Genomic DNA, 17,369 nt, shown 5'->3' with positions numbered 1-17,369 from the left:
GCCTCCCGATCCCCGGATTGGAGACCGCATGTTCCTGCACAGTCGTACGCCCCAGCTGCCGACCCGCGAGCAGGCTCTGCGCGGCCGCCCGGAGCCGGCGTTCACGGTCCCCGCCCGCCACACGGTCCTCGGCAACCCGCTGCTCGGCCCCTACCCCGAGGGCCTGGAGATCGCGGACTTCGGCCTCGGCTGCTTCTGGGGCGCCGAGCGCAAGTTCTGGCGGCTCCCCGCGGGCGTGTGGACCACCCTGGTCGGCTACCAGGCGGCTACACCGAGAACCCGACGTACGAGGAGGTCTCCTCGGGCCTGACCGGTCACGCGGAGGTGGTCCGCGTGGTCTACGACCCCGAGGTCATCTCCTACGACCGCCTGCTGAAGACGTTCTGGGAGTCGCACGACCCCACGCAGGGCTTCCGCCAGGGCAACGACGTGGGCACCCAGTACCGCTCCACGATCCACACCCACACACCCGCCCAGGCCACCACCGCCGAGGCCGCCCGCGCCGCCTACCAGAAGGCCCTCACCGCCGCCGGCCACGGCGTGATCACCACAGAGATCCTCCCCGCCACCGACCGCCCCTTCTACCCGGCGGAGGCCTACCACCAGCAGTACCTCGACAAGAACCCGGCGGGCTACTGCGGGCTGGGCGGGACAGGGGTGTCCTGCCCCACGGGCATCGCTCCGGTGCCCGAGGCGTTGGAGGAGTAGCAGAACCAGCCTGAGGCCGTCGCTGACCGGCCGTGGGGTCGATGGGCGATGCGGTACCACGGCCGGGGGAAGGAGGCGAACCATGGGCGCGTTCCCGTTCCGTTCCCCGGCACGTCCGTCCGCCCTCCGAGTCTTGCTGTATTGGCCCCATGCATTCCTGCCGGTGCTCCCTCCGTAAGATCCCCAAGTCTGTTGAGACACGAGATGCCGACAGGATGGGGGATGCGGCATGGGAGTACCCGACACAGGCGCGGACGAGAAAGGCGGCCCCGATCTGCGCGTGTCGTCGAAGGGCCTGACGAAGCTCGCCGGTGACCTCGGCGACATGCAGGACCATCTCGACAAGCAGGTCAAACGCATGGACGCGATCGTCGACCGCATCGAGGCAGGCTGGCGCGGTCCGGCGGCGACGGCGTACCGCGAGTTCCACCGGGCGGCGGCCGAGGACGCCGTGCGCATCCGTGAAGTGCTGAAGCTGCTGGAGGAGGCCGTGCGCCTGAGCCGGGACGGCTTCAGCGAGCACGACCTTGACGTGCTCGAACAGATACAGCGTGTCCAGGTGGATCTCAGCACCGAAGTCGACAAGCTCTCCACGCCCAATCCGGAGGCCGGGACAGGCGGCGCACCGCCACCGCCGCGCAGCAGCCTCGACCTCTTCTGAGCTGAGGCGAAGGCCAAGTCTCAGCTCAGACCCAGTTGCCGACACCAAGGGGGATCATGTCGACCGGGCCCACCAATGGCAGCGACGGCCATATAAGCGTCTCCTTCTCCGCTCTCCAGGAACTCGCCACCGAACTCGAGGACATCCTCAAGCAGCTCAATGACAAGCTGGAGGGCCTCTACGAGCGCGTCGAACCCGTCGTGCTGTCGTGGAAGGGCGAGGCTCGCGAGGTCTTCGTACAGAAGCTCGACGAGTGGGACCGCTCTGCACAGGACCTTCAGACCGCTCAGAAGTGGCTGCACGCCTACGTCACCACCGGTCATGCCAACTACGCGGCGGCACACCGGGCGGTGCTGCGCGGCTGGGGAGCCGCCTGATGGCCACTCCGCCGGCTCCACAGAACGGCACGATCGATGTGACTCCGTCTGTTCTCTACGGGGTCTCGACGAATGTGGCGGGCCAACAGGACCCTCTTGACCAGGGCATCAAGTCGTTCCTCGACGAACTGGCACGTTACCCGGACGGCGGCGGCAACGGATCGGCCATGAAGGACTTCACGGCCGCCTACGTCAAGGTCGCCAACAGGTTCCTCGAAGTCTGGGCCAGATCCGTGGTGAGTGTCGGCGGCGCCGCTGTCGGATTCACCACCACCGCCAACAACTACGCGGCGGCGGACGCTGCCACGCACCCTTCTCCGTCAGCGCATCCGGCGCCCCGGCCGATCCCGTACGTGATCGACAAACCCCCTGCATACGGTCCGGTCACGGACTTCAAGTGGGGTGACCTCGACCCCGGCCAGAGCATCATGCAGGAGGCCTTGGAAGGCCTGGAAGCAGCGGTTCTGGCTGTCCTGCGCCCCTTGCTGGAGCACGAGTGCCGTTGGGGCAAGGCGGCTACCATCCTGCCGTTGCCCAACCACCTGCGTCTGTACTCGATCTCCCAGACATGGCGGATGCCGCAGACCACGCTCGGCCTGGTGGACGGGACGCTGACGGGCCTCGTCGGCAGCATCACCGACCAGGCCGACCAGGAGTGGTACAACGCGATGCGGACGTTCTGCAGCACGTTGTGGGGAACCTCCGCCTGGGGCAAAGACCGCGAGGGTTACGACTGGTCCAACGACGACGCGAAGAAGAGAGGGACCAGCCATCCCGTCTTCGCCGTCCTGTTCGACACCTGCGACGCCATGGTCGATGCGGTCTATGCCGTCGCCAAGGCGGCCGAGGACGTCCGGGACGATCTACACCGGATCTACCGCCAAGCCGTCCTGGACAGCCTCAAGCAGCTCGATCCGCGAGAACTGGACATCACGGATGCCAAGAGCCTGGTGAAAGGACTGTGGCACGCGGGCAAGGGCCTGGTCACCGACCTCTCGGTCGGCATCGTCCTGGACATCGACGAGGCCGCCCTGAACGACGCCGTGGCGGCCTACAACAACCGGGTCCATCGACAGGTCGGCGAAATCAAGGCGCTGCTGCCGGCACTGGACGAGGCATACTCGAGCGCACCGACCTTTGATGCCGAATCGGCCAGGGCGGAGGCGTTCGGTGCGCGCGCCCTGACTGATTTCAAGGGCGATCCGCTCTACACGGTGCCCGGGGACAGCGAGGCCAATCACGCGTATCCGGTCGATCTGGCGAATCAGGAAGGAGTCCACGGAAGCCACATCATCGACAAACATGTGGGCAAGACCGATGAGCAGCTCGCGCAGCGGCTCAGGGATCAGCCGACGATCGATGCCGCTTCCAGCTTCACGAACCTGACATCCGCCCAGAAGTACACTCAAGACACGCTGGAATATGTGGGGCCGCCCGCTCATTCTGGTCAGCAGAACGCCGGAGTGGACAATCAGGAAAAGATAAAGAGATGGCTCTCCAGACCGCGTCGCGACACTTCGATTCTGACCCTCGATCCGGTGGAGTTCAATGCTGTGACCGGTCGTACCGTTGAGGCAGGCAACCCCAGGGCGAGTGCGGCGCAGGACACGCACACGGTGAAGGTCGTACTCAAGTACAAGAACGGCCTTCACCCGCCCTATGTTGTCTACACGTCCATGCCCACGCTGCCGTGAGCACACATCGGGAGGATCTGTGACGGAGAGGGAGACGGGTCTGCCCGCCTGCGCGCGGGGACGTTTCGAGGAACGCCAGTCCTTCGCCGCGCTCGTAGCCCGCAGGGGCACGGACTGGCACGGCACCGTAATAGAAACGATCCAGGGGAATCCCGTGCTCCGGCAGGTAGACCGCAGCGAGTTGCGGAACAACCTTCTGGAGGTCTCGCCTGCCCAAGCCTTGGATCTGGCCCGGCTGATCTCGGTCGGATCTCTTCTGTACGGTCCTCACGCATCCCTTCGCATTCCAAATACGGAACGCGATTCCTGTCTGCGGGACATCTTGAAGGCCGTAGGGGATGGCGCACGCTTCTTCACCAATCATGGGCATGCGGAAGACGGCGAAGAGGCAGATTTCCTTGCCTCGTCATTTCACACCAATGCCCTTGCCGACACCACCATCGACGTCTGTCTCATCGGGGTTTCGGGTGAGAACGTCCTGGTGCTCTGGCGGTTCGAGGACGATTAGCCGTTCGCGCCCATCCGACAATCACCCGCCGCAGCATTCAGGAGAGACCAAAGGTGCGCACCCGTTCCGCCACCTACCCCGACCACGAGACCGCCCAATGGGCCACCCAGCACGTCGTCACCGCCAACGAGCAGCTCATCCACCGCTGGCTCGCGCAGTCGACGCGCCCGCGCCTGACCATCGAGGCGTCCTGGCCGTCCCGGTCCGAGCCGGTCGGACGCGTCCTTCTGCAGGCCATGATGCTGGCCGGACGGGGGTCCGTCGATGTGCGGGCGGCCCGTGTGATCCTCAAGCGGGACGCCTCCCGCCCCCACGGTTTCGCCGTCCACGCCACCTTCCCCATCTACCTGTAGCAACCCGTAGAGGCAGACCACCGTGCCGCTGAGCCCCCTCGAACACGACCGCCGATACGGCGAACTCGACCACGTCCTGCGCGCCTACGCCGGACAGCCGGCCGACGACACCCCCGACAAGCCCGGCCAAGCCCTGACCGCCTACCTACGGCAGACCTGGCACAGCCGCCCGTGGGCCCTCGCCATCGCCGAGCGGCAGTTGCGGGACTACGCCGAGAATCCACCGGGGCGGCTGCGGCAGCGCCTCGGGGAGTTCTACGTGATCCCCGACGTCGGGTTGGCCGATGGCGCGGTCCAGCAGTGGCTGCTCTGCCTCGCCGACCGCATCAGGCACAGCGTCGAAGAAGGCGAGGTCCCGCTCCCGGCGGCCCCCGTCACCCACTGGGAATGGCACGCCCGCTTCCCCGAGCTCGGCCAGTTCCTCGGCGGCTGGTTCTCGCAGGACATGCCGGACGAGTTCGACAACCACGACGCAGCCCTCGAGGACTATCGGGCCTCGACCGACCCACAGCTCGTCGCTCACCTCGTAGGGGAGCTGCACGAACTCCTCGCGCTGGATCTCGACGAGTCCGACTACGCCCTCGCCGTCGCCGAACTGGGCATGGAGGTCGATCCGCCGGCACCGTATTCCCCCGGCGGCTGGCTCGCGGTCGCCGCCGGCCGGCTCGCCGCCCCCCGGGCCGATTACGGGTCCTGAGCGGAAGTCGACGTGCCGACGTCACATCATGTCGTCCGCCAGACCGCCGACTCGCTTCCGGGGGATCAGGCAGTACGGCTGGATCCCCTGGATCTGTCGGCGGACATCCGATGACGTCCGGGCGCCTACGGCCTGGACGGCCCCTTCTGGCCCTACGCGGCCTACCTCGACGGCTACCACGAGGGCAGCGGTCGAACGGCGCTCGCGGGCTTCCGCGAATGGCTCGCCGAAGACCTGTGCCATGGCACCAACCTCGTCCGGAGAGCACTCGCTCTCCGCCTCGTACGGCCAGCGGTCGACACATCGCGCTTCCGGTCGCTGACCGCAGACGAAGGCAGTGCCGCAGTGACCGGGCTCTTCAAGCTGGGCGGGCAGTTCCGTGAGTCCCGGACGTCGAGCGATCAAGCACGGGCGGACAGCCCGACGTGCATCGCTCCGGCGTGCGAAGTCACCAGCGACTAGTCCGTCCGGGCCGCCACGAGGTGGGCGTCCACGGCGACGACACCGTCGACGCCCTGGCACAGGCCCACGACCACCGGGACAAGACGCGGTTCCGGAACGTGACCCCGCAGGGTAACGGCACCCTCTTGGACCTCGACCGCGACGCTGCCCTCTTCCAGGCCGAGGATGCGCCCCAGGACGTCCCGCTCGATCTCGCCGCGGATTTCGACGTCGGAGCGGATGAAGACGTTCAGCAGGTCGCTACGGCTGACGATGCCGGTCAGGAGCCCGTGGTCGCCGACGACCGGCAGTTGCTTGACGTGCCGCCTGCGAAGTTCCCGCGCGGCCCGTGGGATCGTCCAGTCAGCACGGGCGGTGAAGACAGGGCTGCTCATGAGCGCGCCCGCGGTCCGGGCCCGGGCCTTGCCCCACGCGCGCTCGTCGTTCCCGTCCTGCCCCTGTGGATCGGGCATGCCGGTCTCGTGCCGCAGTACATCGGACGCGGACACGACGCCGACGGGGGCGCCCTCGTCATCGATGACCGGTGCCGCGGCGATGTCGTTCGCGTCCAGCAGGGAGGCGATCTCTTGGAACGGCGTGTCGGGGCGGAGGGTGATGACTTCTTCGGTCATCACGTCACCGACCGTGCGGCGGTGCAGCATGGCATCGGCCTCCTCCGCTTCGCGACGGCGCGTGCCCCGGCCTTCGCGACCGCTCGTCCACGCCCGTCTCTACCAATGACAACACCGCGCCGCTCCGGCGACCAGTGACGTTCGGCCTGGCGGGGAGGGCCAGCGGTCCCCCGGTGGCGTCCAGCGACTCCGATCACCGCGCCTGAAGCCACGGGGAAGTATTCATCGACGCTCTTCCGAGGCGGGAGAGCGGCTGAGCCCTACCCGAGGGGACAGGTCGGATGTCAGCGGCCCCTTCTAGGCTGCCGGTCATGAGCAGATGGATGGGGAACACCCAGGTCCTGGCGGAACAGGCCGCTCAGTACCGGGCCCTGGCGGAGCGAGGCGACCTGCCTGAGCTGTCTCGCGCCGTCATGCGGGCCGCCTGCAACAACGGCTCCATGACCGGTGTGGGGTCCGAGAACATGGAGCTCCTAAGGGCGCTGCCCGACAAGGACCGGCAGGAGCTCGCCGGCATATGGGCCCGTTGGTACGCCCACGTGGAAGATGACTGGTCCGCCGAGGAGTTCAGGCGGGATCGGGGATACCTTCGCACCGAACTCCTCATGGTCGCTTCCGGAGTCGTCCGTGGCCTCGACGGGGACCTGTTGGCTGCCGAACGCCGGGAACAGCTCTCCCGGTTGAGGGACCAGTACCTCATCTGGTCGAGCCACCGGATCTGGGAACTGGCCGACGCGGAACTCGCAGCCGGGCGTACTCCCGACACGGCCGTCCTGGCCGCCTTCCGGCGCACGAGTGCGGCGGTGAACCTGCCGGGCTTCCGTCGCACGCAGGCGGCCGCGAACGGCGCGGAACCCGAAATGCGCAACCTACTGGCTCATTTTCCTGGTCCGGTGCTCAATCCCGGCGAACCGTGGGCCGACGCGGCTCTCAAGGAAGCAACTGCCGGAGGAGAGCCGTGGCAGCGGCTGCTGGAGCATGCGGCCCCCGCGACGGCCGACGCACCATCGGCGAAGTGGAGACGGACCGGATCGGCCCTGCTGGACGCCGTCGGCCCGGAGGAGGCACGACGAGCAGTGCTCAGGTGGCTGGAGCTGGCTCATCTGGATCGAACCTTCCCGCTTCTCGGTCATCCGCACCTCCCGTTCGATGTGAACGCGTGTTTCGACCCCTACAACTCCCATGTGCTCCGTGGACTCGCTTGGATGCTTTCCCTCCTTCCGCCTGAGCCGGACACCGTCCATGCCCTCGTCGGCCTCGTCGAGACCTCCCTGAACCATCGCTCCGGAGGCGCTCCCCGCTCGCCGCAAGTGGCGGAGGCGGGCATCGTCGCGCTGGCTCTGCTCGGGAACGGGGCAGCACGGGCGGAACTGGAGACCCTGAGCAGATGGGTCACGCACAAGGGCACGGCACGGCGCATAGACAAAGCGCTCGCGGTGCTCTGATCAGGCCGCGAGCGCTCTCGCCAACACCTGGACCACCACGCCGTCAGCCATATCGAACCACGCCCTCTCCCGTGGATCGAGAACGGACCCGGCCATCGCCGCACGGACTGTCTGGGGCTACAGACGGACGGTCACCTCCACGGTCACGTCATCCCCTGGCGCGAGGCCCTGCGGCCCGCGCACCGCGTTCTTCAGTGGCAGCAGGTAGCCGCCGTCCTTGGGAAAGAGCGACGTGCCGAACGCGACCTCGCCGATCCGAGCCCTGACCGGGATCACGCCCCAGCCGTACGTGACCGTCGCAGCCACCTCGTGGATATCGGCGGACTCCTCGTCGGGCACACGGACGAAGTGGTACGGAGACGGCCCGCGCCATTCGATCACCCGACCGGTGAAGACGAGATCCACGGCGTCAGCCCCGTTCCTCGAGGACGGCCAGATCGCGCTCGGCGTACATGCGGTGCCACCACTCCTCGTTGAGGACGACCAGCAGGCACTCGCGGACGAGGAAGGTCTCACCCTCGTCCGGCCAGCCGGGACCCACGAGCGGCTCGGTCCGGCTGTCGAGCTGCTCGTCGGTCAGGCCGTCGACCACGCGCCGCATGATCGCCATCGCCTCCAGCCGCAAGGCGAGCGTCTCTTCGAGCGACGGGCGCGCGTCACGGTCGTGCGGCACTCCCGGCCGGGGACCCATCTGGTCCCACGGCAGGGACAGCGGGTGCCAAGGGCTGGGATCGCCCAGGATGCAGCGGCCGACCCACGACTCGGTGGCGAACGCCAGGTGGCGCAGGGTCTGGATGAACGACCACTCGCCGCCGACCGACTCGTGCAGCAGCTCCGGGGGCAGCCGGCGCGCCCGCGCGACGGTCGATTCCCACAGCCGTTCGTCGAGGTCCCAGGCATCCCGAAACCCCTCGGCAGTGTCCGGCCGGAACTTGCGGCGGTCGGGGTACCGGCGGTCCAGCTCGGCCTCCAGCAACGGCACGACGTCGACTCCGTTGACGACGAGGTTCTGGATCTCACCGTCGATGGTGACGTCGACCATCTCGACACCGCGCATCACGACCCGGTTTAACTCACACGCCCGGAACGTCGCCTCGTTCAGGCTCACCGTGGTGAACCGCGCCCCCGTCATGTCCGCGCGCTCGAACTCCGTACCGCGCAAGCCGGTGAAGTCACTGTCGCTCATGGTGCTCAGACTAGGGCTGATGAGTTGTCCACCGGGGGCCCGCGAGCTGCAGATCTCCCTCGCCACGACCGCGGACTTGACCGCCGCTGACTCCGAGGCACCTGGAGTTGCTGATCGTTCATCGCTGAACCAGGGAGCGTGCGCCCACGCGATGTCGGGTCGCACACCCGTGACCGATCCGATCGCCAGCGCCGGACCGTCCATGTCACCCTCGAGGAAGCTGATGTATGACTGCCCCGGTACCGTGCTCAAGGAGTCGGCACCCTGAACGACCTCGGCCAGCTCCGAGCCTGTCCCTCCACAACTCGGCAAGAACCGTATAGGGCTCGGGGTTCTCGGGCGCGGAGGCGATGGCACTCGCCAGATCGTGCACGGCTGCTGCTGGACTGCTCCCGCGGTGCGCCATCACCCGCGCGAGACGCTTCGCCGAATGCCGGTCCTTCGCCGCGCTCACAGCCCATAGGGGCGCGGACAGGCACGAGGCCGTCATGGACACGATCCAGGAGAAAGATCCGGCACCCCGTCAGGTCGACCGCAGTGAAAATCAATGGCCGACGAGGATCCGTCGGCCTCACCCTGTGCTCCATGGAAGAACCGCAGCGCAGGATCCGTGCGTTCTACACGGTGTCCACGATCACCGTCTATCAGGCGTACTCCCCCGAGATCGGCATGCCCGCGGTTCGCCTGGGCCGTTTCCCCGCCGCGTGGAAGCGGGACCGCATGACGTGGGTCATCAAGCCGCGTTCGCAGCCCCCGTCTCTGCCCGGCCGAGGGCGGCCACGCGTCGACGCGATGTCAGCCGTCGAACTCGACCCACTCGACCGCGGCCTCGGTCAGCGGGGCGAGAGCGCTCCGGTGGGTTGCGCCGGCCCAGGCGCGGAAATCGTCGTTACCTCCCTCGTCCGAGACGTGCAGGACGAGCCCTGGGGCCACGTAGAAGCGCGTGGGAGCCCAGGGCCAGAAAGGCCGCAGGGGCACGGGGTGGAGCCCTTCGGTGAGCCGGTTCACCTGTTGCGCGGTGAGCTGGCGGGACAGTGCCACGTAGTCGGCGCCCATTGAAGCTTCGAAGAGCGAGAACTGGATGAGGAAGCCGCTGAGCGGCTCTTGCTCGGCGATGGGAGGTTCGTCGTGTTCACGGAACCAGACGGTCGGATCGGTTTCGAGACCGTCAAGCGTCCACAGCAGCGACCAGAAGAAACATCGCTGGTTCTCCTCGCCGAAGACGAGCATCTCTCCCCTGGGGTCGGTCTGGCGTTCGGAAGCGGGAAGGATTCGGTTCTGCGCTCCCAGGGAGCCTGGGCGGTGCTGTGCCAGTTGGTAGAACTGCCGCAGTCCGTCCGGCAGGTCTCGGCCAGGTGCCTGAGCTGAGGGTGGCTCGGGAGTCTCGGACGTAGCGGGATACCAGCCGGCGATGAACTGTTCGAGCGCGCTGGCCCTGTCGCCGTTCACGTGGCTGAGCCATTCCAGGCTCGGGAGGTTCGCCGGGGGGAGGAGAGGACGGACTTGGTCCAGGTCGAGCTTGCTCAGGGGAGAATCGAGCCGCACGGCACAGTCGGTGAGAACGTGCTCGTTGCAGCCCGTAGGTAGCACCGTGGTGGTCCGAGTCGCGGATCCGGTGCCGAGGTACACGAGGCTCTCCGAGACCCGGACCATCAGATGAATGGGCAACTTCGCCTCGTCCGCACCCAACGCCGAGGGCCGCCCCACGAGTCTTTCCTTGACTGGCGGTGGCGCGGGACCGAGGAGCCGGACTTCGTCGGCGTTCCACACGCAGCTCCTGTCGAGTGCGTCGCCTGCTTCCACGACAATCACCGTCCCAGCGTTGCCGATGACGACGGTGGCGCTGCCGAAGGGGAAACTCTCTGCGGCCGCCCTGTCACCGCAGAGCGCATACGCCTGCACGTCATTCACGAGTGACATCGGAGACAGCGCGGGAGACCGATCAAGCATGTGCACATCTTCCTTGATCACCGGGTGTCGGCTTCCGGTGTTTGGGCTAAAGGTTTGCGAGCGAGGCTTGACGTGGGTCATCAAGCCGCGTTGACAGACTCGTGTGCGTCGCCGGCGAGCCGAAGTCGAGGCTCCAGCCCAGTCGGTTGCGGCGGGGCCCCGTGAACGCCATACGGAGTAATGCAACACGCACAAGACTGCGTCCTTCGCGGAGAGTAGGGGAATGGAAGAGGCTGCGGCGGGGCCGGCGAGGTCTCGTGGGAGGCAACGATTCGAGGCCGTGCACAAGTGGTCTGCAACGGCCGCAGCTGTCGTCGCCCTGGCCATTTCGCTCTACAACTTCGCTGAGTTGCAGCGCCAACCTAACGTCGATATGGCGCTTCCTCATCTTTTTCGCCTCGAAAAGCTCGGAAACGATGTGCGATTCTACGTGCAGCCGACAGTTTCCACCAGATTTAAGAGCGAGAATGTCGAAGTGATTCGTGACGCGCACTTAGAGCTTACCCCTAGTGACTCAATCTCTCATTCGAAGCGCCCGGTCTTTTATTGGAAGGAAAGCGACACGTGGTATTACGATCCGACTACGGACACGGTAAATAACCACTGGAGTGGCGATCCTGCCCCATTTGTTGTCAGTCAAGACAAACCACAACAGCCATCCTTCCAGTTCCGTGCCGACAACTGGATGTACCAGGCGGGCCGGTACGAAGGCTCCCTTGAGCTGCTTCGTTCAGGGGATCGCACTCCCTTGACCAAGAGTTTCTGCCTGATCATTTCTGCGGCAGCTGTCAATGAGCTGCAAAATCCACAGCCACCGGACCAGACGATCCGCTTCTTCCGCAACGACCTGCCCAAGTTCGCCTCGTCCGGCAGCTCTTCAGGTTGTTACCGGAGGGACACGGATTAAAGGCCACTGAGCCGCTTGCTGATCGAGGAAGGGGGCTCAGAAGGCCACACCATCGCGCCAAGGTCTACGGCCGGCGCAGACTTACTTTCCCTATGAGCGGTTGTTCAAGGTTCCTGGCGTTGCACCCTCGCTGCGGAGCTGGCTGGCGACGCCTCAACGCACCGACAGCGGCCAACGCGGCAGCTACCTCATCCTCGCTTGCCCCGCCTGAGTCTCTCTCCTCAGTGCGCGTGATTACCCCGGTCAGGTCGAGTTTCCTGGTCATCAAGCCGCGCTGACAGACCGGGGGCTGGTTGCTGGGTGTTGGCCTGTGTCAACTCGGTTGGGCGAACCCGCCGAAGTATGGATCATGGCTGCGTGGCGAAGTGGACGAAGAACGAACCTCCGGTTGAGCAGCCAGGGCCTGAACCGGAGCTTTCCCCCTACCAGCAGGCGATGAGGCGAAGGCTTCTCGCTGCCCCGGTGGTACAGGCCCCCGAGCCCTGGCGGCGCAGCGCTTACGCCCCGGTCGGCGGACTTATCGGGATCGGCTTCGCCTCGCACCCCGGCACCGGCCAGGACCTGGTGATGGTCGTCTCGCACGACGGTCACGGTCTCTTCGACGCCGTCACGGGAGAGAAGATCGCGCGGGATCGTGACGCCGACCCCGAGGACAGCAGTCCCGACGCGGATCCCGCTCTGCAGTGTCCTGGATTGGGACCGGTCGCCGGAAGCAGGGTGCGCATCGCCGGGCTTTTCGGAGGAGGGTTGCACACCACCAGCGGAGACGGTTGGAAGCTGGAGGTCGTTGCTCCGGCCTGGCCGAACGAGCGTGTCCTGCTCTCCCGGGACGGCGGTTTGCCGCACTCCGGTCCGCACGAGGAGCGTTGGTGGCACATCTTCCACTCCAACTACTCCGAGCTACGTGCCGCTGGGTTCTCGCCTTCCGGTCAGACCCTTGCCGTAGCGACGAGCAGCGGTCTGTCCCTGTGGACTCGCGACCCAGGCCACAGCCGCGGTAGTGGTGAATGATGTTGTTGTCTGGGGCCGGCCACCTGGTGTGGTCTCGTGCTGTAACCAGGAACCCTCACCGGCTGGTGGTTTCTCCTACGAGGTAGGTTTGTCCCCGCCGGTCGGATAGTTGGGGGCCAGCGTGAGTCGGGACGACGATCACCATTGGCATGGGATCTTCTACATCAACAGGGGTGATCCACGGCTTGCCGTTCCCAAACGCATCGGGTGCGGCCGGACGTGGAACTACAGCCATCCGATGCCCTGGATCTGAACATTCGGCGTTCCCGTCGCCATGGGAGTGATCGTCTACCTGAGCAAGCGGTAACGCCACGGTGCTGCGCACTTGATGGAGCCGAATGAGCTGCTCGCGGAGCAGTCAACTTGGCCCCCCGGTCGTCGCTACTGAGACCGGTGAGGGTTCTGGTCACAGCTCGACGAATGGTTTGTGGGCGCGGCTTGACGTGGATCAAACCCTCGTTCCTCTGGATTATGTACCGCTGCGGCTGGGGCACGAAGGCGGGGCAGGAGACCGTGGTTGCCGTCGAGATCGCTCGCGACGGCTTCGAGTGGGCGCTGCGCAACGCGTGCATGTCGAGTTACGTACGCGGGCTGCATTCCGACCGCGGCGCGTGGCAACGCGAGTTGAAGCGTGCGCCGGCCCGCGTCCAGTGGGACCCGGAGCGCGATCTGCGCCTGCGGCCCCTGCCCTACCGCTCGCTGCAACTCGGGCTCTCCGGTGAGGCCGCACGGCGATACGCGGACGAGTGGACGGTCTCCATCAGCGACGTGACTCCGCTCGCCCACGAGATCCACGCACTCGTCGGCGACGGCGACCTCGACTCCGCGGCCCGGCTGCTGCCCCAGGAGCGGCCCTACCCCGCCGGAGACGAACTCACGGCGCACCTGCGCCCGTGACCGGGACACTCGCCGAACGGCAGGCTGCCGCCGGCGAAGCACATAACGGCACCGGCTCGTCGGGACGGGTGTCCGCCCTATCGGCGTGGCCGAGGCCGCGGCCTGACAGCCACCCACGGGCTTCGGAACCTCACCTCGGGAAACAGCCGTCACCCCGGCTCACAGCAGGGCGTCCAGGGTGATCGGCAGCTCGCGCAGGCGTTTTCCGGTGGCGTGGTACACGGCGTTGGCGATGGCGGGCGCGATGCCGACCAGACCGACCTCGCCGACGCCCTTGGTGCCGGTGGCGGTACCGCGGTCGGGCTCGCCGACGAAGACCACGTCCATTTCCGGGACATCGGCGTTGACCGCGACCAGGTAGTCGGCGAACGTGCCGTTGGCGATGCGTCCGGTGCGCGGGTCGGTGACCGTGTCCTCGAACAGGGCCATACCGATGCCGCCGACCGTCCCGCCGATGATCTGGCTCCTCGCCGTCTTCTCGTTGAGGATGCGGCCACCGTCGATCACCGAGACCACCCGTGCCACCCGGAGGAGACCGAGATCCGCGTCGACCCGGACCTCCACGAACTTCGCGCCGTACGCGCCGGCGAGGGACATGCCCAGTTCGGTGGCGACCGGCGGCGTGCTGTTCCCGTTCGCCGTGAGCTCGGACAGCCCGTGCCGGGCGAGGATGTCGGCGTACGACTCCCCGAGGTGCGGACGGCCCACGGGGTGGACCTTCCCGTCGGTGCACTCCACGTCGTCCGGGGAGAAGCCCAGCAGGGGCGAGTCGGCGTCGCCGCACGCGAGTTCGGCGAACGAGCGCACGAGTCGTCGGCAGGCGTCGTGCACGGCGTTGCCCAGCGCGCCGGTGAGGCCGGAACCGCCCGCCATCATCGCATTGGGCATGTCGGAGTCGCCCAGGTCGAAGCGGACCAGGTCCAGGGACAGCCCCAGTTCCTCGGCGGCCAGTTGGGCCATCACGGTGTAGGTGCCGGTGCCGATGTCGGTCGCCGCACTGCGCACCAGCGCGCTGCCGTCCCTGTTGACGGTCGCCTGCGCCGCGCAGGGCTGCGCGAAATAGGGGAACAGCGCACTCGCCATGCCGTAGCCGACGAGCCAGTTGCCGTCACGCATGGAGCGCGGCTCGGGGTTCCGGTCGGACCAGCCGAAGCGTCGCGCGCCGACCTCGTAGCACTCCAGGAGCGCCTTGCCGGACCAGGGCAGCCCGTTGCGCGGGTCGACGTCCGTGTGGTTGCGCAGCCGCAGCTCCAGAGGGTCCATGCGCAGGCTGTGGGCCAGCTCGTCGAGTGCCGACTCCAGTGCGAAGTTGCCCTGCGCCTCGGCCGGGGCGCGCATGGACGTGGGCACGGCGACGTTCAGCCGGGCCTGCCGGTCCTGGGTGGTCACGTTGGGGCAGCGGTAGGCGAAGGAGGAGGCCCAGGCGAAAGGCTCGTAGTCGTTGTCCTCCATGCTCAGGGAGCTGAGGCTGCGGTGGTCCAGGGCGACCAGCTCGCCGTCGCGCGTGGCGCCGACGCTCAGCCACTGCACCCCGCTGGGCCGGTGCCCGACGGAGGTGAACATCTGCGGCCGGGTCAGGACCAGCTTGACCGGTCGCTTGATCATGCGCGCGGCCATGGCGGTCAGGATCACGTGCGGCCACGCGCGCAGCCCGGCGCCGAAGCCCCCGCCGACGTAGGGCACCAGGACCCGCACCGAACTCTCGGGGATGCCGAAGACCATGGCGAGACAGGTGCGCACCATCGACGGCCACTGACTGGTGTCGTGCACGGTGAGGGTCTCGCCCTCCCACGCCGCCAGGGTCGCGAACAGCCCGAGGGGGTTGTTGGTGTTGTCTGCCGTGGTGTAGGTGGCCCGGAGGGTCACCTCGGCGGACTCCAGCGCCGCGGCGCTGTCGCCACGGGAGGTGTCCGTCCCCCACGGGTCGACGAGTTGTTCGGCCCGCGGGTCCTGAAGGTCCAGCAGCGGCTCCGTGGCCTCGTAGTCGGCCCGCACCAGGCGTGCCGCGGCGGTGGCCTGCTCCGGGGTCTCGGCCACCACGAAGGCGATGTGCTGCCCGTGGTGGACGACCCGGTCGTCGCGCAGCGGTGGAGGCGGTGACGCCCCGAGGACCGTCACGGGTCCCGTCCCGACCTTCGGGGCGTTCTCGTGGGTGATGACCGTGATCACACCGGGGGCGCCCTCGGCGGCCTCGGTGTGCATGCGGACGATCCGGCCCGCGGCGACGGTGCTCTGCACCAGGGCGCCGTAGGCCTGGCCGGGAACGCTGAAGTCCATCGGGTAGGGGGCGGTGCCGGTGACCTTGCGCGGGCCGTCGACCCGGTTGACGCCCGCGCCGATCCGCGGCCTGCTCTCGACGGTGCTCATGCCATCACCCTTGAGACGTTCTGCAGCTCGCGCACCAGGGTGCGCCGGGCGAGCGGAACCTTGAACTCCGTTCCGGGGACGGTCCAGGCGTCGCGCATGGTCGCCTCGGCCGCCTGGAGGAACGTGGCCGTCGTGGCGGGCGCCCCGGTCAGCACGTGCTCGGCCTCGTAAGCGCGCCAGGGTTTCGTCCCCACGCCGCCCAGGCCGACCCGGGCCTGACGGATCGTGCCGCCCTCCACGACCAGCAGCACCGCGGCCGAGGCGAGGGCGAACTCGTACGATGCCCGGTCGCGGACCTTGAGGTAGCCCGACCGGGCGGCCGACGGCGGCAGCGGGATCTCGACCCCGGTGATCAGCTCGGCATGCTCCAGGACGTTCTCGCGCTCGGGACTCACGTCCGCCGTCAGGTAGAACTCCGTCAGCGGCACGCTACGGGACTCCGCCGGCCCCTGGATGTGCACGACAGCGTCGAGTGCCACCAGGGCGACGGCGAGGTCGGAGGCATGCAGCGCGATGCACCGCTCGCTCGCGCCGAGCACGGCGTGCATGCGCGCCGCACCCTGCACCGCGGCGCAGCCGGAGCCCGGCGAGCGCTTGTTGCACTCGCCGACCGTGGGGTCGCGGAAGTAGCGGCATCGGGTGCGCTGAAGCAGGTTGCCCCCGATGGTGGCCATGTTCCGCAACTGCACCGACGCACCCAGCAGCAGGGCCTCGCGCACCATGGGCAGGCGCTCGGCCACCGTGGCGTCGGCGGCGAGTTCCTCCATGGTGACCAGCGCACCCACGTGCACGGACTCGCCACGGTGTTCGATGCCGTGCAGGGGGAGCCGCGTGATGTCGATCAGCCGCGGCGGCTCCAGGATCCCGTCCTTCATCAGGTCCAGTTGTGTCGTGCCGCCCGCGAGGCAGGACGCCGCCGGATCGTCTGCCAGCAACCGCACCGCCTCGCGGGTGTCGGTGGCCCGGACGTAGTCAAAGGCGCGCATCGTGACCTCCCCGGGTGGCCGCCTCGCGAATCGCCGCCACGATGTTGGGATAGGCACCGCACCGGCACAGGTTTCCGCTCATGAACTCCCGGATCTCCTCGTCCGAGCCGGCCCGGCCCTCGGCCATGAGCGCCACCGCGGACATGATCTGCCCGGGCGTGCAGAAGCCGCACTGGAAGCCGTCGTGTTCCATGAACGCCTGCTGCACCGGGTGCGGACCGTCGGTGCCGGAGATGCCCTCGATGGTGGTGATCGCCCGGCCCTCGGCCTGAGCCGCCAAAGTCAGGCAGGCCAGCACCCTCCGGCCGTCCAGGTGGACGGTGCACGCGCCGCAGGCGCCCTGGTCACAGCCCTTCTTCGTGCCCACCAGACCCAGCCGGTCGCGCAGCGCGTCCAGCAGGGTGACCCGCGTGTCCATACGCAAGGCGTACGACCGCCCGTTCACGGTGAGTGTCACGACCCGCTCCGGGGGCGCAGGCCGCTCGCCCGCGTCCCGCCTGCTCGCCACGTCCGTCATCTCGCGTCCTCCTGGGGACGGGTCGCACACCG

General features: G+C 67.7%; 17 protein-coding genes and 2 pseudogenes. 12 read left to right on the top strand and 7 right to left on the bottom strand.

What is annotated here, in order from left to right; translation table 11 throughout:
• Window positions 1-28: 28 nt before the first annotated feature.
• From msrA to BZY54_RS15705, 7 genes and pseudogenes are all read left to right on the top strand, one after another.
• A pseudogene (msrA, locus tag BZY54_RS15735) lies at window positions 29-708 on the top strand (peptide-methionine (S)-S-oxide reductase MsrA).
• 229 nt (window positions 709-937) lie between these two features.
• On the top strand, window positions 938-1,369 hold the full coding sequence (locus BZY54_RS15730) for a WXG100 family type VII secretion target (RefSeq protein ID WP_086725817.1): 432 nt from the start codon (window positions 938-940) through the stop codon (window positions 1,367-1,369).
• A gap of 56 nt (window positions 1,370-1,425) precedes the next feature.
• Complete coding sequence (locus tag BZY54_RS15725) at window positions 1,426-1,746, top strand: WXG100 family type VII secretion target (RefSeq protein WP_086725816.1); 321 nt, start codon at window positions 1,426-1,428, stop codon at window positions 1,744-1,746.
• Window positions 1,746-3,440, top strand: a complete 1,695-nt coding sequence (locus tag BZY54_RS15720; RefSeq protein ID WP_143668060.1) for an RNase A-like domain-containing protein — start codon at window positions 1,746-1,748, stop codon at window positions 3,438-3,440. The genes BZY54_RS15725 and BZY54_RS15720 overlap by 1 nt, the downstream gene beginning before the upstream one ends.
• A 19-nt stretch (window positions 3,441-3,459) precedes the next feature.
• Window positions 3,460-3,948 (top strand): hypothetical protein, encoded by a 489-nt coding sequence (locus tag BZY54_RS15715; RefSeq protein ID WP_086725814.1) that lies wholly within the window; start codon window positions 3,460-3,462, stop codon window positions 3,946-3,948.
• Window positions 3,927-4,301 (top strand): RNase A-like domain-containing protein, encoded by a 375-nt coding sequence (locus tag BZY54_RS15710; protein ID WP_279634684.1) that lies wholly within the window; start codon window positions 3,927-3,929, stop codon window positions 4,299-4,301. The genes BZY54_RS15715 and BZY54_RS15710 overlap by 22 nt, the downstream gene beginning before the upstream one ends.
• Before the next feature lie 22 nt (window positions 4,302-4,323).
• Window positions 4,324-4,998: a contact-dependent growth inhibition system immunity protein gene (locus tag BZY54_RS15705; protein ID WP_086725812.1), complete on the top strand. Its 675-nt coding sequence runs from the start codon at window positions 4,324-4,326 to the stop codon at window positions 4,996-4,998.
• A gap of 458 nt (window positions 4,999-5,456) precedes the next feature.
• Here BZY54_RS15705 and BZY54_RS15695 read toward each other — a convergent pair whose 3' ends face one another.
• On the bottom strand, window positions 5,457-6,101 hold the full coding sequence (locus BZY54_RS15695; protein WP_086725810.1) for a CBS domain-containing protein: 645 nt from the start codon (window positions 6,099-6,101) through the stop codon (window positions 5,457-5,459).
• 281 nt (window positions 6,102-6,382) lie between these two features.
• On the opposite strand from BZY54_RS15695, the gene BZY54_RS15690 reads away from it, so the two are divergent.
• Window positions 6,383-7,516 (top strand): hypothetical protein, encoded by a 1,134-nt coding sequence (locus BZY54_RS15690; protein WP_143668059.1) that lies wholly within the window; start codon window positions 6,383-6,385, stop codon window positions 7,514-7,516.
• Window positions 7,517-7,633: 117 nt separating this feature from the next.
• Here BZY54_RS15690 and BZY54_RS15685 read toward each other — a convergent pair whose 3' ends face one another.
• Window positions 7,634-7,921: a DUF1905 domain-containing protein gene (locus BZY54_RS15685; RefSeq protein ID WP_086725808.1), complete on the bottom strand. Its 288-nt coding sequence runs from the start codon at window positions 7,919-7,921 to the stop codon at window positions 7,634-7,636.
• 4 nt (window positions 7,922-7,925) lie between these two features.
• Window positions 7,926-8,702 carry a DinB family protein gene (locus tag BZY54_RS15680; protein WP_086725830.1) on the bottom strand — a complete coding sequence of 259 codons (777 nt, stop codon included), beginning with the start codon at window positions 8,700-8,702 and terminating at the stop codon, window positions 7,926-7,928.
• A 585-nt stretch (window positions 8,703-9,287) separates the two neighbouring features.
• Between BZY54_RS15680 and BZY54_RS15670 the strand changes: the two are divergent.
• Window positions 9,288-9,443 (top strand): annotated as a pseudogene (locus BZY54_RS15670) (DUF4291 family protein); the annotation flags it as partial.
• Between the two features lie 54 nt (window positions 9,444-9,497).
• On the opposite strand, the gene BZY54_RS51650 reads toward BZY54_RS15670, so the two are convergent.
• Window positions 9,498-10,733 carry a hypothetical protein gene (locus BZY54_RS51650; RefSeq protein ID WP_167414000.1) on the bottom strand — a complete coding sequence of 412 codons (1,236 nt, stop codon included), beginning with the start codon at window positions 10,731-10,733 and terminating at the stop codon, window positions 9,498-9,500.
• Between the two features lie 142 nt (window positions 10,734-10,875).
• Here BZY54_RS51650 and BZY54_RS15660 point away from each other — a divergent pair, with 142 nt between their 5' ends.
• The 3 genes from BZY54_RS15660 to BZY54_RS15650 all read left to right on the top strand — a co-directional run bounded on the left by BZY54_RS15660 (window position 10,876) and on the right by BZY54_RS15650 (window position 13,467).
• The gene (locus BZY54_RS15660; RefSeq protein WP_086725806.1) at window positions 10,876-11,559 is read left to right on the top strand and encodes a hypothetical protein; all 684 of its coding nucleotides are present in this window, start codon (window positions 10,876-10,878) and stop codon (window positions 11,557-11,559) included.
• A 435-nt stretch (window positions 11,560-11,994) separates the two neighbouring features.
• Window positions 11,995-12,570: a hypothetical protein gene (locus BZY54_RS15655; protein ID WP_167414001.1), complete on the top strand. Its 576-nt coding sequence runs from the start codon at window positions 11,995-11,997 to the stop codon at window positions 12,568-12,570.
• Between the two features lie 420 nt (window positions 12,571-12,990).
• Complete coding sequence (locus BZY54_RS15650) at window positions 12,991-13,467, top strand: DUF4291 domain-containing protein (RefSeq protein WP_086725804.1); 477 nt, start codon at window positions 12,991-12,993, stop codon at window positions 13,465-13,467.
• A 159-nt stretch (window positions 13,468-13,626) separates the two neighbouring features.
• On the opposite strand, the gene BZY54_RS15645 is transcribed toward BZY54_RS15650, so the two are convergent.
• Genes BZY54_RS15645 through BZY54_RS15635 form a run of 3 tightly spaced genes read right to left on the bottom strand, consistent with a single transcriptional unit; the run spans window position 13,627 to window position 17,337 of the window.
• Complete coding sequence (locus tag BZY54_RS15645) at window positions 13,627-15,834, bottom strand: xanthine dehydrogenase family protein molybdopterin-binding subunit (RefSeq protein ID WP_086725803.1); 2,208 nt, start codon at window positions 15,832-15,834, stop codon at window positions 13,627-13,629.
• On the bottom strand, window positions 15,831-16,820 hold the full coding sequence (locus BZY54_RS15640; RefSeq protein WP_086725802.1) for an FAD binding domain-containing protein: 990 nt from the start codon (window positions 16,818-16,820) through the stop codon (window positions 15,831-15,833). The genes BZY54_RS15645 and BZY54_RS15640 overlap by 4 nt, the downstream gene beginning before the upstream one ends.
• On the bottom strand, window positions 16,807-17,337 hold the full coding sequence (locus BZY54_RS15635) for a (2Fe-2S)-binding protein (RefSeq protein WP_086725801.1): 531 nt from the start codon (window positions 17,335-17,337) through the stop codon (window positions 16,807-16,809). Before BZY54_RS15635 ends, BZY54_RS15640 begins: the two co-directional genes overlap by 14 nt.
• Window positions 17,338-17,369 lie beyond the last annotated feature (32 nt).

Source organism: Streptomyces carpinensis, assembly GCF_002154505.1.
GTDB lineage: Bacteria > Actinomycetota > Actinomycetes > Streptomycetales > Streptomycetaceae > Streptomyces > Streptomyces carpinensis.
The sequence above is the reverse complement of the archived record's forward strand: the minus strand, read 5'-3'. Positions and strand labels throughout refer to the sequence as shown.